Annotated in this window: 17 protein-coding genes and 3 tRNA genes; 9 read left to right on the top strand and 11 right to left on the bottom strand. The window is 41.1% G+C overall.

The annotated features are described in order from the left end of the window. Nucleotides 1–2: 2 nt before the first annotated feature. The 3 genes from JET18_RS11890 to JET18_RS11880 all read left to right on the top strand — a co-directional run bounded on the left by JET18_RS11890 (nt 3) and on the right by JET18_RS11880 (nt 411). Nucleotides 3–78: transfer RNA gene (locus tag JET18_RS11890), tRNA-Gly, on the top strand. A 5-nt stretch (nt 79–83) separates the two neighbouring features. Beyond that, nucleotides 84–167: transfer RNA gene (locus JET18_RS11885), tRNA-Leu, on the top strand. A 162-nt stretch (nt 168–329) separates the two neighbouring features. Further along, nucleotides 330–411, top strand: a tRNA-Leu gene (locus JET18_RS11880). A gap of 296 nt (nt 412–707) precedes the next feature. On the opposite strand, the gene JET18_RS11875 is transcribed toward JET18_RS11880, so the two are convergent. The 7 genes from JET18_RS11875 to JET18_RS11845 form a co-directional block, all read right to left on the bottom strand. Beyond that, nucleotides 708–1,142 (bottom strand): hypothetical protein, encoded by a 435-nt coding sequence (locus JET18_RS11875; RefSeq protein ID WP_202091295.1) that lies wholly within the window; start codon nt 1,140–1,142, stop codon nt 708–710. Nucleotides 1,143–1,464: 322 nt separating this feature from the next. After that, on the bottom strand, nt 1,465–1,680 hold the full coding sequence (locus JET18_RS11870) for a hypothetical protein (RefSeq protein ID WP_202091294.1): 216 nt from the start codon (nt 1,678–1,680) through the stop codon (nt 1,465–1,467). A 190-nt stretch (nt 1,681–1,870) separates the two neighbouring features. Beyond that, complete coding sequence (locus JET18_RS11865; protein WP_202091292.1) at nt 1,871–5,149, bottom strand: tail fiber domain-containing protein; 3,279 nt, start codon at nt 5,147–5,149, stop codon at nt 1,871–1,873. A 615-nt stretch (nt 5,150–5,764) separates the two neighbouring features. Beyond that, nucleotides 5,765–6,082, bottom strand: coding sequence for a helix-turn-helix domain-containing protein (locus JET18_RS11860; RefSeq protein ID WP_202091291.1), 318 nt, complete (start codon nt 6,080–6,082; stop codon nt 5,765–5,767). Continuing rightward, nucleotides 6,054–6,275: a hypothetical protein gene (locus JET18_RS11855; RefSeq protein ID WP_202091290.1), complete on the bottom strand. Its 222-nt coding sequence runs from the start codon at nt 6,273–6,275 to the stop codon at nt 6,054–6,056. The genes JET18_RS11860 and JET18_RS11855 overlap by 29 nt, the downstream gene beginning before the upstream one ends. Before the next feature lie 169 nt (nt 6,276–6,444). After that, nucleotides 6,445–6,885: a transposase gene (locus JET18_RS11850; RefSeq protein ID WP_202091289.1), complete on the bottom strand. Its 441-nt coding sequence runs from the start codon at nt 6,883–6,885 to the stop codon at nt 6,445–6,447. A 121-nt stretch (nt 6,886–7,006) separates the two neighbouring features. Further along, complete coding sequence (locus tag JET18_RS11845) at nt 7,007–11,758, bottom strand: beta strand repeat-containing protein (RefSeq protein ID WP_202091288.1); 4,752 nt, start codon at nt 11,756–11,758, stop codon at nt 7,007–7,009. Between the two features lie 449 nt (nt 11,759–12,207). Between JET18_RS11845 and JET18_RS11840 the strand changes: the two genes are divergently transcribed. The 6 genes from JET18_RS11840 (at nt 12,208) to JET18_RS11815 (ending at nt 19,055) form a co-directional block, all read left to right on the top strand. Next, nucleotides 12,208–13,155: a tetratricopeptide repeat protein gene (locus JET18_RS11840; protein ID WP_202091287.1), complete on the top strand. Its 948-nt coding sequence runs from the start codon at nt 12,208–12,210 to the stop codon at nt 13,153–13,155. A gap of 56 nt (nt 13,156–13,211) precedes the next feature. Further along, a complete protein-coding gene (locus JET18_RS11835; protein ID WP_202091286.1) occupies nt 13,212–13,967 on the top strand; it encodes a helix-turn-helix transcriptional regulator in 756 nt (251 codons plus the stop codon). A 169-nt stretch (nt 13,968–14,136) separates the two neighbouring features. Continuing rightward, nucleotides 14,137–15,900, top strand: a complete 1,764-nt coding sequence (locus tag JET18_RS11830) for an outer membrane protein assembly factor BamD (protein ID WP_202091285.1) — start codon at nt 14,137–14,139, stop codon at nt 15,898–15,900. 430 nt (nt 15,901–16,330) lie between these two features. Beyond that, complete coding sequence (locus tag JET18_RS11825; protein ID WP_202091284.1) at nt 16,331–16,696, top strand: hypothetical protein; 366 nt, start codon at nt 16,331–16,333, stop codon at nt 16,694–16,696. 41 nt (nt 16,697–16,737) lie between these two features. Next, nucleotides 16,738–18,153, top strand: a complete 1,416-nt coding sequence (locus JET18_RS11820; protein ID WP_202091282.1) for an aminotransferase-like domain-containing protein — start codon at nt 16,738–16,740, stop codon at nt 18,151–18,153. A gap of 416 nt (nt 18,154–18,569) precedes the next feature. After that, nucleotides 18,570–19,055 carry a GNAT family N-acetyltransferase gene (locus tag JET18_RS11815; RefSeq protein WP_202091280.1) on the top strand — a complete coding sequence of 162 codons (486 nt, stop codon included), beginning with the start codon at nt 18,570–18,572 and terminating at the stop codon, nt 19,053–19,055. A 405-nt stretch (nt 19,056–19,460) separates the two neighbouring features. Here JET18_RS11815 and JET18_RS11810 read toward each other — a convergent pair whose 3' ends face one another. The 4 genes from JET18_RS11810 to JET18_RS11795 all read right to left on the bottom strand — a co-directional run bounded on the left by JET18_RS11810 (nt 19,461) and on the right by JET18_RS11795 (nt 24,726). Beyond that, nucleotides 19,461–21,314 carry a LamG-like jellyroll fold domain-containing protein gene (locus JET18_RS11810; protein ID WP_202091277.1) on the bottom strand — a complete coding sequence of 618 codons (1,854 nt, stop codon included), beginning with the start codon at nt 21,312–21,314 and terminating at the stop codon, nt 19,461–19,463. Nucleotides 21,315–21,585: 271 nt separating this feature from the next. Then, the gene (locus JET18_RS11805) at nt 21,586–22,254 is read right to left on the bottom strand and encodes an HAD-IA family hydrolase (RefSeq protein ID WP_202091275.1); all 669 of its coding nucleotides are present in this window, start codon (nt 22,252–22,254) and stop codon (nt 21,586–21,588) included. A gap of 7 nt (nt 22,255–22,261) precedes the next feature. Next, nucleotides 22,262–23,416, bottom strand: coding sequence for a TIGR03364 family FAD-dependent oxidoreductase (locus JET18_RS11800; protein ID WP_202091274.1), 1,155 nt, complete (start codon nt 23,414–23,416; stop codon nt 22,262–22,264). A gap of 11 nt (nt 23,417–23,427) precedes the next feature. Then, on the bottom strand, nt 23,428–24,726 hold the full coding sequence (locus JET18_RS11795) for a DUF5690 family protein (RefSeq protein ID WP_202091273.1): 1,299 nt from the start codon (nt 24,724–24,726) through the stop codon (nt 23,428–23,430). Nucleotides 24,727–24,735: the final 9 nt, after the last annotated feature.

Below are 24,735 nucleotides of genomic sequence, written 5' to 3'. Positions count from 1 at the left end.
ATGCGAAAATAGCTCAGCTGGTAGAGCACAACCTTGCCAAGGTTGGGGTCGCGGGTTCGAATCCCGTTTTTCGCTCCACACCAGCCCTGGTGGTGGAACTGGTAGACACGCAGGACTTAAAATCCTGTGTTCGTAAGAACGTGCGGGTTCAAGTCCCGCCCGGGGTACTAAAACTCTCTGTTGTTTCAACGGAGAGTTTTTTAGTTTTTAAGAAGGTTTGAAAAAGATGTTTATTTATCGCATGTTTGCGAAGATTTATTTTGTTTTTAGGCAAAAATTTATATATTTGTAGCACAAAAGAAGACAAGCTCTTTTACTACAAAAAATCAGCGGATGTGGTGTAATTGGTAGCCACGCCAGACTTAGGATCTGGTGCTGTGAGGCGTGGGGGTTCGAGTCCCTTCATCCGCACACAAAAAAACTCTCTGTATCGTCGTACAGAGAGTTTTTTGTTTTTAAGCCTGAATACCGGGCAGAAAATCCCTTAAAGATATTTGTTATCAATTCCATTTAAACTTTGCAGGTTCTTTCCTGTAAACGGGGATCTGCGGCTTTAAAGAAATCAGACAGGAAGGGTTTTCGGTAGATAAAAAAAGAATAGGGCTTATGAAAAATGAAAGAAAACCTTCCTGCTGAAATATATTTTGATAGGACAATTCCTTTCGGGCTTACCTAACCTGGGGTTTGCATAGAACAGCTATTTGTTTTCAGGCAGCCTTACTTTTCCTGATGAGTTCTGTAAGGGCTGTTATGAGTTCGTTTTTCTGTTTTTCCGTGAAATACTTTACTGAAAAGCTTGTATTCCTGACCTTACTTTCAAATTCAGTATGGAAAACAAGGGTATTTTCCCTGATATAAAACTCCCTGATATCTTCCAGGGCAATAGGAGTAAAGCTCCTCGCGTTCTTACCTCCGGATATCCGATACTCTTTGACCGCAATATATTCATGATAGGCGGTGATCTCTACATATCCGGTAAACATAAACCGGACGATACCTATAACAAATAGCAGGAAAATGCAGATTATCAGGATTTCGCTCTGATAAAAATACAGGGCTGCTGCTGATACCGGCAAAAATAGAAGCGAGATCCACAGAAAATAGCGGAGTAGAATGGCGTTTTTGTTATTGATACTGATCATATTGAATTTTTAAGGTTTTTCATTTAAATGGTGCTTAGCACCCGGGTTTTATATGGTAAAAGAGATAAAAACTTCAGCTGGGAAGAAACGAAGATTGTAAAGGAAGAGTTCCCAGCTGAAGAAGACAGAAATAAATCACCTCAATTTCTGCTTTTTCCCAGTTCTACTTTATTTTGTAAGCATCAAGAGCTTTTTTCCGGGTCTGTAAAATCAGACAGGAGGGGGCTTGGGATGAATGTATTAAAGCACGACAGAAAACCCTCCTGCTGATCCATAGTATAAATAATTTGTGTTTTAATTAGCAATAGATGATTTCTGACCATCAGGATCTTTTAATGCGGCCGTAGGTTTTTTTAATTTTGACCCGGATCACGATATGATGTTCAAAATAAATGACGAGATAGGTTTTTCTTCCTAAAAAATTGCGGTGAAGCAGATAGATCCAGATATCGTCCGGATAAAAATTAAATTCGTCTCCCAATCTGTCTATAACCTCTTTCTTTGTCTTTCCCGGAAGATCACTGTACTGAATTTTCATATCATCATCTGTTGTTTTTGGATAGTATTTTTAATTTCTCTTTTGTGATATTCGTTTTTAAGTGGAGTATGGATATTTTAAAAATCCTCAGCTGTGGTGTCCTGAACGATCAGTAAGGAGGCACAGCCGAGGAAAACTACTATTTATGTTTTAGAATCGTTGATAAAAGCCTTTGATGGATTGTCTAAAATTATGGTTTAGACTTGATCTGTGCTTTCAGTTCATCGATCTGTTTCTGCTGGTTTTTAACCAGTTCCTGCAGCTCCTGTACTGCTTTCGTAAGTACGACCGTCATTTCCGGATAACTTACGGACAGTGTTTTCATTTCATCATTGGCGGTGGAAACCAGTTCAGGCATAGCTGCTTTAACTTCCTGCGCAATAAAGCCTATCTTTTTGTCGGTACCTCTCTGCTCATCCTTAAATCTGTAGTTAATGGTGCGAAGTTTTGAAATCTCACTTAACCCGTACGTATTATCCACAATATCCTTTTTTAGCCGGATGTCAGAATTCTGGGTAAGCGAACCGGCTAAAGTGGCATTTCCGTTAGCATTGATACGGAATAGTTCATTAGAAGTTGTGGCACCAGTAGTAACAAAGAAAACATGGGCAGAGCCAGTTCCTGTCTGGTAACGGAATACACTGTTATTCACCCCCAGTCCAAAATACTGACTGTCATTGTCTGCTTCTTCATATAACACGATCTTACGGTTAGCAGTTCCACCTCCAATGTGCACGGGAGCATGGGGAGTAACAGTTCCTATACCCAAGCGTGTTCCAATTATGGCGTTTCCTGTGGCCTGTGTCTGCAGAAAAATATTTCCGGTTCCTGCAGCATCGATGTTAAAATCAGAGTTAACCTGAGTTCCTACCTTTCTGATTCCAGCCCATCCAATACCTACTCCCTGGGTGGAATTGGCAGGAAGGAAAGACGCAATGCCGGAGTATTGGTTGGCATTTGTCCCGTCTACTACACTTAGCTTCTGCGCCGGGTTAGCGACTCCTAATCCTACATTTCCTGTTCCTGTAAAGGCTAATGCATTGGCTGCCTGTGCTACGGTTCTGTTTCCATTAAGGGATCCGTCATTCGTATAGATGTTGGTATTAATGTCAGTCACATTGGTCCATTTAGGAGCTGCACCTGCACCTGCAGAGGCAAGCAGCTGTCCTGCCGTCCCTGCGCTTCCTGCAGCTGCCCCGCTTCCACCTACGTTCAGTTCATTGGTGAGCTGTAATGATCCGTCTACATGCAGTTTTCTCTGTGGAGTGTAAGTTCCGATTCCGACATTCCCTGCAGCATTAAATGTTTGCAGTACGAGAGCTCCGGTTCCTTTTGAATTAATGTTAAAATTGATGTCAGTTGCTGTTCCTGTAGACTGCAATCCCTCAGAGCCTATTCCTACTCCTCTTATCCCGTCATTAGCGATAAACGAAGCAATACCGTTGAATACGTTGCTGCTTACTGCGTCTCTTACAACAAATTTCTGTGCAGGAGTTGTGGTTCCTATCCCTACATTTCCAGTGGCCTGTGTCTGCAGAAAAATATTTCCGGTTCCTGCAGCATCGATATTAAAATCAGAGTTAATCTGAGTTCCTACCTTTCTGATTCCAGCCCATCCAATGCCTACACCCTGGGTAGAATTGGCAGGAAGGAAAGAAGCAATACCGCTGTATTGATTTGTATTTACTCCATCTACCACACTTAGTTTCTGCGCCGGGATAGCCACTCCTAATCCCACATTTCCTGTTCCGGTGAAGGCTAATGCATTGGCTGCCTGTGCTACGGTTCTGTTTCCATTCAACGATCCGTCATTGGTGTAGATATTCGTATTAATATCAGTCACATTGGTCCATGTAGGGGCAGCTCCCGCTCCTGCAGAGGCAAGCAGTTGGCCTGCCGTCCCTGCGCTTCCAGCTGCTGTTCCGCTTCCTCCTACATTAAGTTCATTGGTGATTTGTAATGATCCGTTTACATGTAGCTTTCTTTGTGGAGAACCAGTTCCGATCCCTACATTTCCTGTGGCTCCATTGGTTTGCATTAAGACATTTCCTGCAGCTTTTGGATTAAGGTTAAGATCAATATTACCATTAGATCCAATAGATTGTATCCCTGCATAGCCAATTCCTACTCCCTGTGTAAGATTTCTGGTAAAAAAAGAAGCAATGCCACTATATTGGTTGTTATCAGTACCGTCTACTACACTCATCTTCTGGCCTGGAGCAGCTGTTCCGATACCTACATTTCCAGTTTGGTCAACCCTTACTCTTTCCGTATTATTGGTACGGATAGCAAAACCTGTATTATCGGTAGTGCCAATAAAATTGTTTGCGGGGTTAGTGCCGGTGTTACCATTAAGACGCCAAAAGTTGCTCACTGGCGCTGTCGGATTACTGGCACCATTGTCTGTAGTACGCCATGCACCGTTTGAATAGATAAATTCAACCGCCTGTCCATTGAGAACTGTGTTTCCATTAAGGGTTGCACCAAAGTTACCCGTGGTATTATTGTAAACAATAAGACGCTGGCCCGGATTGGGTGCGGCAGTGGCTGTAATTGTTACATCGGCAGTGGCAGCTCCGGTAAGCTGAACTTGCGAGGTATTGGCCGGCACCGTGGCGGCATTGCTTGCTACAGCTAAACTAGTTTCGCGATTGGTTATGGCTCCATTTACATCCAGTCTGGTTCCTCCTGCTGTTCCCGTACCAATACCTACATTTCCATTGGTTAAATCTAAAATGATATCACCCTGCCCAACACGGCTCAAAGCAAAAGTACTCAATTCAGGATTAATACCCATAATTAATTCTCTGTTTTGTCCACTGGTGTTTTTAGCAAGAAAGTGTTGCGTTACAGCCTTCCCATTATTGGGGTTTTCAAGCCGTAGTGCCATATTAAATGCGCTAGCCTGGCCAACAGAACTAACACCGTTTGTGCTGTTACCTAACACTATATGGGTCTTTGTTAAAGGAGAACCGGTACCAATACCCACTCTGTCATTAGCTGCATCTACACTGAAAGAGCTTCCATCAACCGAGAATGCATTCGTAGCAGTACTGTTAAAAGCTAAAGTGTTAGCTCCCTGCGTTACGATTCTGTTACCAGCCAGTGTCCCGTCATTAGTGTAAATATTATTGGCGGGCGGTGCGTTTCCTGCCAGTTTTGTCCAGGCTGTTCCGTTGAAGTAATAGTAGCCTTCAGCATCGATATTGGCGGCTGTTCCCGTCTGGGCACCCGTAGCTGTGCTGTTGATGTAGATCATGGTAGAGGTGGGTACACCCGTCATGCTCTGTGCTTTTTGCCGGTCTACTCTGGGAATAAGAAGTCCTTCTACCACTGCGGAGGTGCCGGTGGTTTTAGCCTGCACATCCAGTGTGGAGGCAGGGGTTTGGGTATTCACACCCACCTGCGCATTCATATGTACAGAAAGAGAGGTTACCGCAATGACCAGGGGTAAAATAATTTTTTTCATAGATTGATTTTTCGAAAGAATTTTGGCCTAAAAGTAAACACCTGTGATTCTTTCTTTTTTCAAAACCTGTTAAATACTTGTTAGCCTAAGGGAGAATTTTGCAGTTTATTTGTTAACTTTTTAAAATGTAAATACCTGATATAGAGGGTGTTTTATTTGTGTTTTCTGTTAACCGGATCACTGCTCTTTTCCCGGAATTTTATGGATGAAAAATATTTTTTGTCTTTGTACGCAAAACCTTAATATTAATTTGAGTATGCGTTGTGCTGTTTTAATTTTTTTACACCAGAATGTTTTTATCCAAAAAAAATACAGGTTTTAAGTATTAGCGCTTGTCTTAAAAATAAGGGCTTGAATAGGGGAAATAATGCTGAAAAGTCTGCTTTTAATGTGTTTTTTATCCTTTTATAAAGCAGAGAATGGTAAAAAAGTAACCTGTTGATGAGCTCAGGCTGTTAAAATATGATGTTTTTATGGCTTCATAAAAAATCAGACAGGAAGAGTTTTCTAAACAAAAAGATGAGTAATAAACGTGAAAAAGTAACCTGAAAACCTTCCTGCTGACTTCAATAACACATCACAAACTAAGTTTAATATCCTTTAGGGTACAGCTGTTTATACGATGAATAGTTTTTTCCATTTGGCGACCGTATTTCTGCTGAGGCGGAAATGAATGGCCAGCTGCGTATTGTTCAGTCTGTTTTTTTTCTGAAAATCCAGCATTTCCAGAATTGAACGCCGGTCATAAGACCGGTGCTGCTGGTTTTTGGCCGTTTTTTTAGGAAATATAATGGTGTTGATATGGATCACATCCTGTACGGAAAGTTCCTTTTTAGCCAGAAAAGACTGGCAGGAGGGTATTTTTTCCGGGAATTTCAGGTTCAGGAGATCTGCATATATTTTCTTATAATCGGGTCTTTGCAATGTTTCCATAGGTTTTTTTTATGGCTGTTTTAATAATGATGTTTTTTTCGAAATGAACGATAAGGAACGTTTTCCTGCCCAGAAAATTTTTGTGGAGAAGATAGATCCATACCGGATCGGGATAAAAATTAAAATCATCTCCCATTTCATGCAGCAGCTCATTCTTGGTCATACCGGTAAGTTCAGCATATGGCTTTTTCATATTTGTGTTTTTTAAATTGTCTCGTGTTTTTTAATCCGTCAAAAAGCTTAGGGTACCATCCCGTCGCCGCCTGTTCTCAGTTTTAAAACCCTGCCCGCAATTTCAAAACCTAAACTCTCACTCTCAAACTCTAACACCCTCCAACCCTCCAACTCTAATACCCTCCAACTCAACCCTCCTTCCTGTACTTAATAAGCCATTTATACAGCGTAGTCTTGGGAATCCGGTATTCCCGGATCACGTCCTGCTTTGTTTTGGTGCCGGTTCTTATCTGTTCCAGGATAAATTCTATGATTTCCATGGTATAAATGTTTTTCCTGAATTCCGGAAGAACGGGGGTGTTTTTCCCAGTCCGGTTTTGTGGCTTACGCTGTGATGCTGAAGGGGAATATAAGATCAGATGATGGGAATAAATTCTGAAAAAATCATATTCCAGCAGCTTGCTCCAGCGGAGCAGGACAGCGGTATCCAGACTTTCGGAACGGTAGGTGTCTTTAATATCTTCTTCTGTACATTTTAGAAAAGCACATATGCGTACCGGATCAGTGGCCATCTCTTTCACTCTCTGCTCAATCAGCTGTCCGATATGAATGTCTTTAAAATTATGCATGGAAAATAGATTTGTTTTTTATAAAAGACCCGCCGGGCTTTGGAATAAGGGGATTTCAATGGCCCGGCTGAGGTCTGATGGTATCATTTGTGTTTTTAAAATCGTATCTGCGGCGGATGAATTACTTCAGTCTTTTCAGGGACATTTGGGTAAATGGAGCCGTAATATTGTCGGGCGTTGTATACGCTGTACTATGACTTTTCACAGTAATTGTTCCTGTAGGGGTGGCCTGTCTGAATGAGTAGGTATGAGAAGTTACCAATGGAAAAGCTACGATAAGGGTGTATGTCTGCAGTTTGGGAACACCAGGACTGCCGGTAGATTTGTATTGGTCATTCACACGGGCAACCCATTGGTTTGCGGTATCATCAAATATCCCTATAACAGGATTAAGGTCAGTCGTCACGTCGGTAAGTGATGCGTTCATGGTGAGCTGGTAGGTTCCGTTTGCACTTACTGTAAATGAGTTGCCTGAGGCGGTTCCGTTAAACCTGTTTTCGTTATCTATAATTTCATTCGTCAGGTTTCCTATAGCCACGGGAGCTGCCCCGGTAGAGGTGAAATCACCGGTCATTTGTACAGATATTTCCTGAGCAATGATAAACTTACCATCCACGACCAGTACACTTCCTGTAGAGGTAGGCGTTACATCAGCAATGGTTCCCCATTTTGGAGCAGCCCCTGTACCATTAGACATAAGGACCTGTCCTGTGGTTCCTGCGTTTCCGGCTGTACCTACTTTAATCTCATTATTAAACTGGGCGGTTCCGTTCACATGAAGTTTAGCAGAAGGAGCTGTGGTTCCGATCCCTACATTCCCTGTAACGCCAGTGGCCGTCTGCATAGAAATATTTCCGGTTCCTTTGGCATCCACAGTTAAATCTGCATTAGTCATAGAACCAATCTTTTGAATTCCTGACCAGCCTATTCCTACTCCCTGAGTGGTGTTCGAAGGAAGAAATGAAGCAATACCACTTTGGGGAGTTGCATCGTTTCCGCCTACCACGCTCAGTTTCTGGTCTGGTGCAGAGGTTCCCATTCCTACATTTCCACCTCCTGTAAAGGCAAGGGTATTAGCACCCTGATTTACAGTTCTGTTTCCGGTAAGGGTACCATCCGCATTATAGATATTGGTGCTGGTTACCACTGCCGGTGTTGTCCATGTGGGCGCTGCTCCAGCTCCTGCAGAGGTAAGGATTTGTCCTGCAGTACCGGCGTTTCCTGTACTGTTGGCTGTTCCTCCCAAACTCAGTTCTTTGGTAAGCTGGATAGATCCGTTAACGTGTAAGGTATTCCATGGGGTTGAGGTTCCTATCCCGACATTTCCTCCGGTTGTGTTAAGGGCAAGTGGTAAGCCATTTGAGTTGGCATCGGCAGAGCTGATATAGGCAGCATAAGGAGAATAGTTTAGAAATCCAAAATCTATTTTTTGACCTCCGGATGCTGCTTCCATCTTTGTTACAGCGCTAGTATTAGGAGTACCGGCGGTTAATGAAGAGGTATAACCACCGGTTACGGTCAGTTTACTATTCGGAGTAGAAGTTCCTATCCCCACGTTTCCGTTTCCTTTGATACGCATTAACTCATTGGATGTCGTTGCGCCTGTTCCTGCAAAAAATCCATGATCAGATCCTGTTTCTCCCACCTGATATCGGAGAAGACTTGCTCCAATTCCAAATCCGGCGTATTGATTGTCATTATTAGCCGATTCATAGAGAACGACTTTTCTATTGTCAAGTACACTGGCAAACTGCAGCTGCCCGTGAGGCGTTGTAGTTCCTATTCCGACCTTATTATTAAGAGCATCCACAGAAAGCGTAGTTCCGTCTACAGAAAATGCATTGACAGCGGTGCCATTAAAGGCCAAAGTATTAGCCCCTTGCGTTACAATTCTGTTTCCGGTAAGGGTACCGTCTGCATTATAGATATTGGTGCTGGCTGCCACTGCCGGTGTTGTCCATGTAGGCGCTGCTCCTGCTCCTGCAGAGGTAAGGATTTGTCCTGCAGTACCAGCGTTTCCGGCTCCGCCTACTTTAATCTCATTGTTAAACTGGGCAGTTCCGTTCACATGAAGTTTAGCAGAAGGGGTTGTGGTTCCTATCCCTACATTTCCTGTAGCTTGCGTTTGAAGGGCAATATTTCCGGTTCCCGCGGCATCTATATTAAAATCAGAATTAGTTTGGGTTCCTATTTTTCTGATCCCAGCCCATCCAATTCCTATTCCCTGGGTGGAATTGGCAGGAAGGAAAGAAGCAATGCCGGAGTATTGGTTGTCGTTTGTTCCGTCTATTACACTCAGTTTCTGCGCAGGGTTAGCCACTCCTAATCCTACATTTCCAGTCCCAGAGAAGGCAAGGGTATTAGCGCCTTGGGTTACAATTCTGTTTCCGGTAAGGGTACCGTCTGCATTATAGATATTGGTGCTGGTTGGCACTGCCGGTGTTGTCCATGTTGGCGCTGCTCCTGCTCCGGAAGAGGTAAGTACCTGGCCTGCAGTTCCTGCGCTTCCCGCTGTAGATCCTGTTCCTCCAACGTTAAGTTCTTTGGTAACCTGAAGATCTCCGTCTACGTGAAGCTTTTTCTGTGGGGCTGTGGTTCCTACGCCTACATTTCCTCCCACTGAGTTTAACACTAAAGGCATTCCGTTCCCATTAGAAAGCTGTACAGAATTAATGAACGATCCCCATGGAGACTGTGAAAAAGGCCCTATGTCCAGACCATGATCTGTTCCGCCGTCTATTCTTAACGGAGCATTATTGGTTGGAACGCCGGCTGCGGGCTGTGAGTTGGTTCCTCTTACGACTAATTTATTTCCGGGAGTAGAAGTTCCAATGCCCACTCTGTCATTGGCTGCATCCACAGAAAGTGTACCTCCGTCTACAGAGAATGCATTGACAACTGTACTATTAAAAGCCAAAGTATTGGCCCCTTGCGTTACAATTCTGTTTCCGGTAAGGGTACCGTCTGCATTATAGATATTGGTGCTGGTTACGGCTGCCGGAGTGGTCCATGTAGGCGCTGCTCCGGCTCCTGATGAGGTAAGGATTTGTCCTGCTGTACCTGCGTTTCCGGCTCCGCCTACTTTAATCTCATTATTAAACTGGGCAGTTCCGTTCACATGAAGTTTAGCAGAAGGCGCTGCGGTTCCTATCCCCACATTTCCTGTGGCCTGCGTTTGAAGGGCAATATTTCCGGTTCCCGCGGCATCTATATTAAAATCAGAATTAGTTTGGGTTCCTATTTTTCTGATCCCAGCCCATCCAATTCCTATTCCCTGGGTGGAATTGGCAGGAAGGAAAGAAGCAATGCCGGAGTATTGGTTGTCGTTTGTTCCGTCTATCACACTCAGTTTCTGCGCAGGATTAGCCACTCCTAATCCTACATTTCCAGTCCCAGAGAAGGCAAGGGTATTAGTTCCCTGGGTTACAGTTCTGTTTCCGGTAAGGGTACCGTCTGCATTGTAGATATTGGTACTGGTTGTCACTGCCGGAGTAGTCCATGTAGGGGCAGCTCCTGCTCCTGCAGAGGTAAGGATTTGTCCTGCAGTACCGGCACTTCCTGCCACGGTTCCGCTTCCTCCTACATTCAGTTCTTTGGTAATCTGCAGATCTCCGTCTACATGAAGCTTTTTCTGTGGAGTACTGGTTCCTATCCCTAAGTTGGTTGTTCCAAGGGTCATCAGCTTATTATTAGCGGTGTATAAATCCAACGCGTTGTTTCCCAGTCCGAATCCCCAGAAATTGGAGCCGCTGTCATTATAAAGAGAGATCTTTTTACCCTCCTGATTTCCTAAATCCAATAAGAATTGGGGCGCCGTTTTTCCTATCCCCACTCTGTCATTGGCCGCATCCACAGAAAGTGTGCCTCCGTCTACGGAGAATGCATTGACGGCTGTACCATTAAAAGCCAAAGTATTAGCCCCTTGCGTTACAATCCGGTTTCCGGTAAGGGTACCGTCTGCATTATAGATATTGGTGCTGGTTACGGCTGCCGGAGTGGTCCATGTAGGGGCAGCTCCTGCTCCTGCAGAGGTAAGTATCTGTCCTGCTGTACCCGGGCTTCCCGCTGTAGTTGCAGTGCCTCCCACGTTAATTTCATTACCAAATTGTGAGGCTCCGGTCACATGAAACATTTTTTGAGGAGTAGAAGTTCCGATCCCTACATTTCCGTTTCCTTTGATCCTCATAAGCTCTTTGGAAGAAGTAGCATTGATTCCGGAAAAGAATCCGTGATCCGCTCCTGCACCATCCGTCTGGTAACGTAATAAGAAATCATTGACTCCAAAACCGTAAAACTGGTTGTCATTGTTAGAATTGTCGTACAGTGCTATTTTCCTGTTTGCGGTTGTATTACCCAGCTGTAATTGAGCAGTCGGGGTGTTGGTTCCTATCCCGACTCTGTTATTGGCCGCATCCACAGAAAGTGTAGTACCATCTACAGAGAATGCATTCACGGCAGACCCGGTAAAGGCAAGGGTATTGGCCCCCTGGGTTACAATCCTGTTTCCGGTAAGGGTACCGTCGGTATTGTAGATGTTGTTGGATCCTGCAGAGGTAAGTTTCGTCCAGGCAGTGCCGTTGTAATAGTAGTAGCCTGCCGCATCAATGTTAATGGCTGTTCCGGTCTGGGTTCCTGTAGCAGCACTGTTGATGTAGATTAACGTAGAGGTAGGAACGGCAGACATATTCTGCGCTCTCTCCCGGTCTACTCTTGGAATAAGAAGGCCGTCTACATTCTTTGTGGTGCCTGTAGCATTCTTTGCGGTAATATCAAAAGTAGAGGCGGGCTGTTCGGTATTTACACCTACCTGTGCATGAACGTGCAGTGCAATAGAAGACACGGCAGCGACAATGGGTAAAATAATCTTTTTCATTTGCTTAGTATTTTTTTGAATTGTTTTTTGGCAAATGTAGAGACGGGCACATCGGATTATTCAATATTTTAGTTAACTAGTTGTTAATTACCCCTGTTTTTTTGTATTAATTTTGTTATATTTAAAAATGTTAATACGCTGAATTTCATTGTTTTAAATTTTAAAAAGTGTTAACTTTACGAATTTGACAGAATGAATAAAAAAAATTAGGTAAAAAATAATTTATTTGCGTTTTTTTAACATTTTAATTAAATTTTATGAAAATAAAAAGTAGGTTTTATTGATCTGTTTTGTGCTTTTTAAACATAAAATGAAAAGTATTTGTTAATATTTTGTAGAGAGGTGGTATAATAATTGGTATTTATTGATTATTGTGCTTTTTAAGCGTAGATTTTTAATTCACAATATTTTGAAAAAAAATTATTAACCTTGTATTTTTGTTCCCCCTCATGAAAAAAAATATAATCCGGGCTGCGATCCCCTTTCTTTGTTTATTATTGCTTCTCCCATTTATTTGGGGGTGCACCGCTTCGCAGGACGAGGAAAGCGCCTATTTTGAAAGACTTGTTAAGCAGGCAGAAGCCAGACAGGGCAACCTTAAGGCAATCAGCACAATCAGCAGAAAAGAGCTGGAGAAATATCATGAGACGGGGGATGATAAGTTTCTGATCGGCAGTAAATACACCGATTTATACTCAATTTTTGCAAAATACAGCACAAATCAGGATGAGATTGTTTTGAGGCAGCTCCCTCTGCTGTATGAGATTTTAAGCATCAACAACGGAAAGTACAAGTATATCAATATCATATGCAATTACGGGTTTTCTTTTTCCTTTGAGCATAATTCTCCTAACCTGGCAATGCAGTTTGTGGATCAGGGAATCACAGAAGAACTGAAGCCCGGAAAACAGTATTTTCTTCCCCATCTGTACCACTTGAAAGGCAGGTTATACTATAATGCAAAAGACTATAAAAATGCCCTGATTTATTTTAAAAAATCTTTGGCCGCTCTGAAAAAGAAGGATGTTCTGTACGCAGCTTCTATGCATAATAATTTCGGGATGTGCTACAATAAAATGGGCCGTTATGAATCCGCACTGCAGGAAGCAGAAAAGGCGGTCAGTATTCTTAAAACCATTAAAAATCCCAGTATTGCAGAAAATGAGTTTTACCAGTCTGTGAATGTAAATCTTGGACGTTATCATTATAAATTAAAGAACTTTTCCGTTGCAGAAAGTATTGTTGCAAAGGAATTTGAATTTTATAAAGACAATCCGAAGTTTCGCAATGAGACGGCTACCTGTTCGCGCTATCTGTTTGATATATATAAAGATACGGGACAGATTTATAAAATGGAAGCATTCTGGGCTTTATCCAAAACTTTGAACCTCATTTAACGGATATTGATGATAAAATTCATATCAATGAGACGGTACAGTCTTACTATGCCTATGTGAATAATAATGAAAAAATAAAAGAATTATCCTATAAATTACTGGAACTGCATGAAAGGGCAGACGAAGAAAATAAAAAGAATTTTGCGGATGTATCTGATGTTCTGAACGGTTATGTCATCAAAAGTATCAATCAGAGGTATGCCCATCAGCTGGAAGATCAGAAAGTAAGAAACAGATTGATGTTTATTTCAATATTCTTACTGGTGAGCCTGTTCTGCTTTATTTTTGTCATGCTGAGAATCAAACACAGAAAGGGTAAAGAGCTGGCGGCAAAAGAAAAAATAATCCTTCAGAAGAGCAAAACCATTCTGGAGAACAACATCAGACTTCAGGAAGATAAAATAAGTAATCTGCACTTGAATCTAAATCTGAAAATAGAAACGGAGAAAGAATTCCTGGAACACATCAAAAAAGTAAAAAGAGCCAAAAATATTGATGCGGAGCAGACGATCAGTGATCTTTTTTTTAAGATCAATAACCTGATCCAGATCGACAAGAAAAATTATGATCTGATCAATGAAAGCTCTCTGGAAAACAAGCAGTTTGTGGATAAGCTTTCGGCCATGTTTCCGGGACTTACCCAGCAGGATCTGAAATACTGTGTTTATTTTAAGCTTGAATTGTCTTCCAAAGAAATTTCGCTGCTTGAAAATATCACCGAAGGAAGCGCCAGGGTATACAAAACCAAGATCAAAACGAAGATGGATTTAGGAAAAGACACTGACCTGAATTCGTTCCTGAAAACGATTTAGCCGGAAAGAAGATTAATTTTTGCAGAAATTTTATAAAATAAAGATGATTATAATTATCTTTTAATGCTATTAATTAATAACAATTTAGGGTACAGAAGTTAGCAGCAGCTGATGTTTCTGATTTCAAAAGAGCAGCAATTTTTTATTAACCGTATATTGATCTTCCCACATGAAAAAGAATATACTTCGGGGAATTGTTCCCATTATGACTTTATTGTTTTTTCTGACCTTTATTCTGTCGTGCACAACTTCCAGAGAAGATGATTATGATTATTTTAAAAATCTGGCTGAATGGGGAGGAGCCAGATTGGATAAGCCCGCAGAGATCAGAGCCCGCGTTGCAGAAGAGCTTAAAAAATATAAAGAGACCGGAGATAAAAAATTCCTGATCAGCAGCAAATATACAGAAGCATTTGTAGATTTAAAAAAGACCGGCAATGCATCAGATGAGCTGGGACTGTTCCAGCTCCCTATTGTATATGACCTGCTGAAGCTTAGCAATGGACAATACAGTTTTGTAACGGCATCATGCAATTTTAATCTGGCCGTTAAATTTGAAAAAAACTCTCCAAAGCTTGCGATGCAGTTTCTGGATAAGGCCATAGCTGCCGAAGTAAGATCCGGGGGAAGGTATTTTCTGCCCCATCTTTATCATTTTAAAGGAAGACTGTATTACAATGCGGAAGATTATAAAAATGCCATGGTTTACTTTGATAAAGCATTGAAAACACATGATCCGAAAAAAGATCAGCTCTATATCGCTTCCATGCATAATAATTTTGCTATGTGCTATGATAAAATGAATCAGCGGCAAAAGGCTGTACAGGAAGTGGATATTGTAGTGAAAATTCTTGAAAATATTCCCAGACCAAAGCTTGAAGTGATCTATTTCCTGGCGCAGGTAAAAGTAGATAAAGCTTACTATCATTACAAGCTTAAGGAATATGCTGAAGCGGAAAACATTTTATTGGAACAGCTTAGGTTTTACAGAAAGCACCCTGAACTCCAGTATGAAACCATTGTATGTCTCCGGTACTTGTTCAATATTTATAAAGATAACAACCAGCTGGATAAGATTCAGGGAGTTTTAAGTGTGATCAATACCATAGAACCAGGATTAAAGGACATTGCGAACCAGATTGAAGTGGATGAGATTATACAGTCCTATTACGCCTATGTAGGGAATGATACTAAGGTAAAGGAACTGTCTTTTAAACTTATGGGTCTGCACGAAAAACAGGATGAAGAATCTGAAACGAAATTTACCCGGGTCTCCAATGCCCTCAATGACTATATCATTAAAAATATCAACCAGAGGTATGCGCATAAGCTGGAAGACCAGAAATTAAGAAACCAGTTCATGTTTATTGTCATCCTCTTACTGGTCATTATATTCTGCTTTGTTTTTGTCACCATCAGAAACAAATACAGAAAAGATAAGGAGCTGGCCGGCAAAGAAAAAATAATCCTGCAGAAGACGAAAACCATTCTTGAGAATAACATCAAGCTTCAGGAAGATAAAATCAGCAGCCTCCACCTGAATCTGAATCTTAAAATAGAAACCGAAAAAGAGTTCCTGGAACACATCAAAAAAGTAAAAAGATCCAAAAATGCTGACGCGGAACAGACTATCAGTGATCTTTTTTTTAAAATCAATAACCTGATCCAGATCGACAGGAAAAATTATGACCTGATCAACGAAAGCTCTCTGGAAAACAAACAATTTGTAGATAAGCTTTCTGCCAGATTTCCCATGCTTACCCAGCAGGACCTGAAATACTGTGTCTATTTTAAGCTAGAACTCTCTTCTAAAGAAATTTCCCTGCTCGAAAATATTACCGAAGGCAGTGCCCGGGTCTACAAAACCAAAATAAAAACTAAAATGGATATAGGAAAAGATACTGACCTGAATGCTTTCCTGAAAACGATTTAATTGGGCAGGAGATCAGGACCTGTGGTTAGAAAAAAATATCCACAATCATCTGTGAAAATCTGCGAAATCTGCGGTTTAAAAAATACAAACCACAAAAGTCACAAAAGTTTTAAACACGTTAGTTCTTTTTAAGTTAAAAGCGTTGAGCATAAAAGTGCACTTAAGCTTTAAAAAAAATCAGAGATTTTTAGGGGTAATACTTGAACCATTAAGTAAGATTAAGTTTTTAAGATCATTAAGGGGCTCCGCTTTAAGTCGCTATATTCGGGAATCCTTGTCAAGGTTCAAAACCTTGACAAGGATATGGGTAGCAACAATAACCTCCATCCTTTCCATCTTTTTCATAATCTGTACCCAAGATAATAGTAACTTCTGTATCTGTATCCAGACTTAAATACTCCATAATTTTGCTATACTAAAACAGAGTATTATGGAAACCTTCGTTCAGAATAAAGCTCAGCTTGTTTATGCTGAAGCCTATATTTCAGATATGACGTCTCTGAAAAATATTTTTTTGCAGACGCAGACCCTCAAAAAGCTGAATCCTAATTTCGGAGTTCCTTTTCTTTTGGCTAAAAAAAAGGAAGAAATAGCCGCATTTGCCAGTCTTGTGATGAATGAAAAAGGACAAATTGCTTTTAAGATCTATGAAAACAGTCTTTCCAATGCTGAGAAAAGAGATTTTACCCAGCGTGCAGAAAACTATTTCAAGAAAAACAACACCCCGAATTTCCGCAATCCTGAGCAGCTGAAAAGCAGCATCAGCAGAATGATAGGCTGGCTGGAGATTGGATAACACGGAAGGAAATTTGTACATTTACTTAAAACCCAGATTGCATGTCCAAAGACGTTCTCTACCTTAAAATAGCAAAATCTGTCACCGAGCAGATTAAAAGTGATACGCTGCAGTTCGGCGACAGACTGCCTTCGCTCAGAAGTGCCCAGAAATTGTATAATGTCAGCCTGAATACGGTAAAGCAGGCTTATATGGAACTGGAAAGCCGTTCGCTGGTAGAATCACGCCCGAAATACGGCTATTTTGTGAGCCAGACTTCCCAAAGAAAACTGGCCCTGCCTTCTGTAGCGCCTATGAAACTGGCAGAACGGGAAAATACCGCTGAGGTTCTTATCGATAAAGTCTTTGGAACCATTGACGGGACGGATGTTACGCAGTTTGCATTGGGAATCCCAGGGAAAAGCTTTCTTCCCTTGGCCAAACTGAAGAAATCCATGATCAATGTGATTAACAGAAAAGCGGACAGCGGAACAGATTATGAACCGGTACAGGGCAACGAATATCTGCGCAGGGAATCGGCCAAATGGGCTCTTGTGCTGGAAGGAAAAATCTCGGAAGATGATCTGGTGATCACCTCGGGAGCGATGAATGCGGTGTATACCTGCCTTATGGCGGTAACGAAGCCCGGCGATTCTGTAGCGGTGGAAAGCCCCGTTTATTTCGGAGTTCTTCAGGCTATCAAACAGTTGGGACTAAAAGTAGTGGAAATTCCGACCCATCCAATTTACGGAGTGGATCTGGATGCGCTGAAAAAAGTGATTCCCACGCTTTCTGCCTGCTGTTTTGTAACCAATTTCAACAATCCGTTAGGCTTCCAGATGCCTGATGAGAACAAAAAAGAACTGGTAAGGATGATCACAGAATATAATGTTCCATTGATTGAAGATGATATCTACGGAAACCTGTATTTTGGGGCAGAAAGGCCCAAACCGTGTAAATTTTATGATGAGGCAGGACTTGTAATGTGGATAGGATCGGTTTCCAAGACGCTTGCTCCGGGGTATCGGGTCGGCTGGGTGGCTCCCGGACAATTTAAAGAACAGGTGATCCGGCAGAAACTGGTGCAGACGGTATGCAGCCCGTCCATCTATCCGGATGTGATTGCAGATTTCCTGGAACACGGACGGTATGACCATCATCTGAGAACCTTTCGAAAAAAATTATACGCGAATTATCTTCAGATCCAGAAGTCGGTAACAGAATATTTTCCAGACAATACCAAAATCTCAGAACCGAAAGGCGGCTTTATGCTTTGGCTGGAACTGGATAAAAAGATCTGTACAGAAGACCTATTTGATGAAGCCATGAGTCAGAAAATAAATTTTGCCCCAGGAAGAATGTTCTCGCAATACAATCAGTACCAGAACTGTATGCGCCTGAACTATGCCCTGGAATGGACGGACAGAGTGGAAAGTGATCTGGAAAAATTATCCAAAATGGTGAAAAAAAGAATTTAATAAAACCAAAAAATATCCTCAATCATCTGTGGCAATCTGCGAAATCTGTGGTTTAAAAAAATTTATAAACCACAAAAGTCACAAAAGTTTTTAAACACTTAAGTTAAAAGCAGTGAGCATAAGAAGTGCACATAAGCTTTTAAAAAAATCAAAGATTTTTATGGATACTATTTGAACCATTAAGTAAGATTAAGTTTTTAAGATTATTAAGAGAGCTTCGCTTTTAAGGTATAGAGCTAAAAAAATCTTTAGATTTTCCCTTAACTATCCTTACCTCCTTCACAAATCTTAATGTTTCAAAACTATGCGCAATCATCTGCGAAAATCTGCGAAATCTGTGGTTTAAAAAAATAATCAACCACAAAAGTCACACAAGTTTTTAAATATAAACAGTAAATAAACGAAACCTTATAGCAATGAATGATACGAATAATGAAGTAAAAATAATACCCTATGATCCTCAGTATAAACAAGCTTTCAGAGCTTTAAATGAAGAATGGATCAAAACCTTTTTCAAAATGGAAACCGGCGATTATAAACTCCTGGACAATCCTGAAGAGCACATCATCAATAAAGGAGGATATATCGTTTTTGCCCTTTTAAGTGATGAACCTGTAGGAACCTGTGCTTTGGTGAAGCTGGCAGATGAACCCCTTAAGTTTGAGCTTTCTAAAATGGCAGTAAGTCCTAAGGTCCAGGGAAAGAAAATCGGTTATCTGGTAGGACAGGCATTGGTAGATAAAGCGAGAGAACTAAAGGCAGAAAGTATTTTTCTGGAAACAAATTCAGTGCTGGTTCCGGCGATCAGGCTGTATGAAAAACTGGGTTTTAAGCATATGCCGGTATCGGACTCCGTGTATGACCGCTGTGATACCCAAATGCTGCTGACCTTTGATATTTAAAGGGGCTTGAAGCTTGAAACCCGAAGAGGAAGTTATTTAACCTGAGTTCGGGATAAGGTATTTTTGTTTTTTAAGATTGGTTAGGAAGTCTGAAGCTGGAAGAGGGAAGTTATTGAAGTCCAGAGGTAGAAATATACTGTGGCTTTTACTAATTTTTTTAATTCGGTTCAGCAAATTTAAAGGTAAATGTTTAATATCAATGGCTAATAGTTACTTCCCTCTTCAGGCTTCCAGCTTCCAGCCTTTTAATCTTAACTTCTTATCCCGAACTCAGGTTATTTAATGCGAATGCCCGATAATAACTTTCAGCATTCGTCTTCCAGCCTCTTAATAAAAAAGATATTAGAACTCGGAAACAATATCCTTGTTCTAATATCAAAAAATTAAATCTAATTGCTTGTTGTCTTATTTCCTGATGAAAGATTTGGTCAGGGATTTCTTACTTCCAGTCAGTTTCACATAGTAAATTCCTTTTGTAAGGGCCTGAATATCTATTTTTCCGTTGAACGATCCATTGGATGATTCTAAGGTTTTTGTTGAAATCAATGAGCCTTTGCTATCTAGGATTTCTGCCTTAATTTCTTTATCATCAGACTGATATTGAATGTTTAACGTTTCAGAAGCCGGATTCGGATAAATTTTAAAATCATCAGTTGTTTTTACAGTTTCTTTTGCTGCTAAGCTTCCATTTGTGCACACCGGAATTCTGTTTACTCCGTCAATGCCCCATGCAGCCTGTACCGGAATACACATCCAGTTCAGTACCGTTGGGAAATGGTCAGTCTCTCTTGTGGTTGAGGTGTAATCGTAAATTTTGAAGGCATTCGTTGTACCTGCAGCATAAGCCGGAGATCCTGTTACTGCAAGATTATTGGCATTCGGGCTTGAATCCGTCAAAGTGTTTCCGGAAGTTCCGTTGCATTTCCAGTCTGCCAGCAGCTGCGAATAATAAGGATGGGAAGACGTAATGTCCTGATTGGCCCAGTTAACGATTACACTATTCGGAAGCGCAGATTTCCAGATTCTGATGTCTTTATAAGAGGCGGCAAGGTTTTCGCCGTAGGTATTCGTTCCGTCCTGATTGATCGTCAGAGGAAGTCCGGAATTAATATTTCCGATCGTATTCATTTTAGCAAAAGTTACCGGAACTCCGTCTTCATAAAGAGTGACAAGCCCGTCTCTGTCAAAAGTAACCGCGATATGTTTCCACTTATTGGTTTCCACTTTTCCGCCTACAAGATCAATTCTGTTCGTTCCGTCGCCTATATTCAGTTTAAAAGTCTGTCCGGAATATCCTGAAATTACAAAGCCTTTGTTTTTCCCGCTTGCCCAGTTTTTATTACTGATCATTACCGGATCGCTCGAATAGGAAGCATTGGGTTTAACCCAGAATTCAACGGTAAAATCCTGACTGGTTCCAAAATCGAAAGGAGCCTGATTAGCCGGTTTGGCATAAGTTCCTGCCGGAAAGCTCAGCTGGTTAAAGGTCTTATTGGATTCAAGAATGGTTTTGCTGATCTGCTGAGGGGTAAATCCCGGATTGGAATAAACGGTGAAGATATTACGCTCAGAAAGATTTCCGCCGCCATGCGAACTCTGAATTGCGCCGTGGTCGGTCGTTAAAACAACCAGCCAGTCTTCATTATTATAAGTGCTTCTGTTTTTCATAGCGGTTACGATATCTCCAATATAAGAATCGATGGTCTGGATAGCAGAAACATACTGCGGAACCGTGGAAGCGAAGCCGTACGAATGCCCGGCATGGTCTACATCATCAAAATCCACAAAAAGAATATCGGGATTATCACTCTGAAGCGCTGTTACGGCAGCATTTTTTACAGCCAGATCCGAAGCCAGGTTGCTTTTCACATCCGCATTCTGTATGATTTTGTCATTGATAGGCGCCCAATGAGCCAGAGAGATTGTTTTTAAGTTGGGATTAAAAGTTTCCGCTCTTGTTAAAAAATCCGGATAATTCACATAATTCGGGCTGGTGAAATTGTTGTCCTGAACATTGTGTTTCGTGTGCCATACACCGGTAAGCATGGTGCTCCAGCCGTTTCCGCTCCATGTGGTGGCGGCACAAAGTCCGTCAAGAGAGTAAATGGATTGGTTAACAAGGTTTTGGATGTTCGGAACATTGCTGGACATCATTACATCCGCACGGCATCCGTCGATACCGATAAAAAGAACTTTTTTCTTCTGAGCACTGAATAAACAGCTCACAAGAACGGCCATTGAGAAGAGTTTTGTTTTCATTGGATAATGGTTTTAAAAAAGAAATGTTTACAAATAGTAATTAATTATTAACTTTTGTAAAATTAATTTACTATTTGTAAACATGCGTGAACTTAAGGTTAACAAATTGATAACTAAAGGTTTACGGTTATAAACACAAACAGCACTAATACTTTCCACAAATTTCCACGAATTATAAATTGGTGTTATTTGTGAAAAAATATTAGTGTCATTAGTGTTTAAGTAAAAAAAATGAGGCTGAAATAAGTAAGTATAATTTGAAAGAAGAGTTTTAAAGTATATTTTCAGCCTCAGAAATGGTATTAAAAATATAATCGGGATGTGCCGTTTCCAGTTCCTTTCTGTTTTGTGCCCCGGAAAGAACGGCTATCGTAAGTCCGCAGCCCGCGTTTTTCCCCTCTTCAATATCAATCACCGAATCCCCTGCTTTTAAAACTTTTTCAGGCTCACTGATATTGAATTTTTTCATCGCAAGATTGATCATTTCCGGGCTTGGACGGCTTTCAGATACATCATCTGCTGTGATCAGGGCATCATAATGAACAGCTTCTTTCCATTGCAGCTTATCCAGAAGCTGGCGGGCAATTTCCGTGGTATAGCCGGTGTTCAGGACTACTTTTTTATCCAGGGATTTCATTTTCAGCAGAAAATTTTCAGTTCCATTGATCGGTTTCACATCCAGATTCCGGTATGCTTCTTTCAGCTGCTCCGAGAAATGTTCGAAAATAGCGGGAGCATCTGTTTCATTACCATTAATTTCCTTTAGCAGGCTGGTGATGGCTTCCAGTTTTTCCATTCCGGCACAGCTTGAAAGGACCTTTTCTAAAGTCACATGATAGCCGTGATTGTTCACAGCATCCGTTAAAGTTTTATACACTACATTATCTTCGTCAATGGTTGTTCCGGCCATATCCAGAACCAGTAATTCTATATTTTTCATTGAAATTTTATGCGTAAATTTTATCTATATTAAATTGGGAAAAGCCACCGCTTCCCGTCATTCCCTTTCCTCCGATACCGGTTATAATGTGGATATTCGGGGAAGGATTGTGTTCAAAAATATCTTTTGTTTTGCACTGGGAATACACGCCGAACCATCTTCTCTGAATTTCATACGTAGGAAGGTCAATAATTTTCTTTGCTTCGTGGATCATAAATTCATCGATTTCCATATTCAGGTCGTAGCCAAGGTCATCTGCATTTCTGGCATCCGCATATTCGTGGGAATCTCCCAGGATGATAGAACCGTCAAGCGCCTGTTTAAATAAAATATGAACCCCGAACTTTTTCTCAAACGACTTCGGGTCTTCTAATGCTTTGATTTTCTGATAAGAAGCACATTCACTGAATGATTCATACCTCCTGATGGAAAGTCCTGTCAGGATATTTCCCGGCAGCGAATAAATGCCCTGAGGTTTGGTCTGCAGCATCTGAAGCTTACTCACTTCCAAATCGCTGTTATCAAATACTTTAGGGTATAATGTTTTGAATTCATGGCCGCCGCAGATGATGATTTTTGAGGCGGTAAATTCAGTTCCTTCTGCACTTACTGCGCTGCAGCTCTGCCCGTTTTCTCCGGTTTCAATAATGGTTGTGTTGTAAAAAATCTGAAGTCCCAGCTTTTCCTGCAGCAGCTTATGAAGCTTTACGATCATATCTGCGGAATCTACTGAAAGTTCCTGCGGAAAAAAGAGTCCGCCTTTGCAGTAATCCGAACGGAGCCCGTCAAATTTCTTGATACAGTCGTTTTTGGATAACAGAACAGATTCATAATCATTATTCCTGTTGATTTCGTACAGTTCCTCTATCAGTTGGATTTCCTCATCATTGGAGGCGATATATACAGAACCGTTTTTTCTTATTGTAAGATCTGCCTGGGCATGAAGTTCATTGTAAATGGCGAGGCTTTCTCTTCCGAAGTTCTGCCATTTAAGATCCATTCCGGAAGGCACTACCTGTCCGAAATTTCTCACCGTTGCACCCTGAGGAACCGAATTTCTTTCCAGTAAAGCTACCGTAAGACCTTTCTTAAGGGCATGATAGGCATGAAATGTACCTAAAATACCACCTCCCACAACGATTAAATCAAATTTTGCTGTCATTGTACTTTAATTTATAAGATTTTCGACGTATCGAAATTAATGAATGGATTAGAGTTTGATTTCGGTTTCCCTTTTTTTCTGAAGGCTAAAAAAGCAGTCACCGAAAGAATAAAAACGGCGGCCGTGATAATATAATTCAGGTGAATATAAAAACTGAGCCACGAAGTCTGTGCAGAGCCAAAATTCTTGTAAAGCAGGATCAGAACGCTTCCCAGATAACCGAAAGAATCTACGGTATAAATAAGGAAGCCTACATTTCCTTTAATATCAAATGCTGCGATCATCCGGTCGAAATAAATTCCATTGAACGGAATGTAGCAGATATACATTCCAAAACCGGATATCACCATCCACATAAAAGGAGATAAAGAAGCATTCTGAAATAAATAGGTGGAGAATCCTACAGTCAGTATCCCGCCAAAAAGAATATAATGGTAATACGCAAAAGCTTTTTTGTTGTTCTTCACTTTCACCATGAAACTCAGGATCAGGAGAACCATTACCGCGATAGGAATCTCCGTCAGTGTGAAAATAGAGCTGTCAAATGTAAAATTCAAACCATCCCAGATTTCCCGGTTAAAATTATCCCTGAAATCCCTTAAAACCGTTAAACAGATATAAAGAAAAATAATACAGACGATCGGGATGAAAAACTGACGGATCAACGCTTTTCTTTCGGTCCGGTTCAGAGGCTGTCTTTTGCTTTTAAGCAGAATATCTTCTTCCGTTGGTTTGGGAATCTTTTCCAGAAGAACGGCGAAAATAATCAGAGGAAAGATGAAAATTAATCCCGTACAGAAGGGCATCCAGAATTCCGAAACCGGAAAATAATCCATTAAAAATTTTCCGGCAGATTTTGTAAACCCCGAGGAAACCACAAAGCTTGAGCATAGAAAAAGTCCGATGATTTCAGTGGTTTTTCTCCCTTCAATATAGGAAAAAACAATGCCCCAGATCATGCCGAGCGGAATCCCGTTGATGAACATGAAAACGATATTGTAAGGAGCGGGAACTGCTGCAAATCCCAACAGGGCCAATTCTGCAACCGCAATGAATGCCAATAGATAAGTAATTCTTTTTTCCGGTTTCAGTTCGGAAATAAATTTAATTCCGATGAATTTTGAAATAAAATAACCTACCGCCTGGGCAATAATGATCAGTATTTTATAATCAACCCCGAAATAAGCCAGTCTTTCAAAAGAGGCTACCGTAAATGGTTTCCGGAATCCATACATGCAGAAGTAAACACCGAAAGCAGCCAGGGCGGCCTTCAGTGTTACTATTGTTTTTTTATTGATGCTTTTTGCCATTGAGTATGG

Origin of the sequence: Chryseobacterium endalhagicum, from assembly GCF_016745235.1 — a bacterium.
GTDB classification, from domain to species: Bacteria; Bacteroidota; Bacteroidia; order Flavobacteriales; family Weeksellaceae; genus Chryseobacterium; species Chryseobacterium endalhagicum.
The sequence above is the reverse complement of the archived record's forward strand: the minus strand, read 5'-3'. Positions and strand labels throughout refer to the sequence as shown.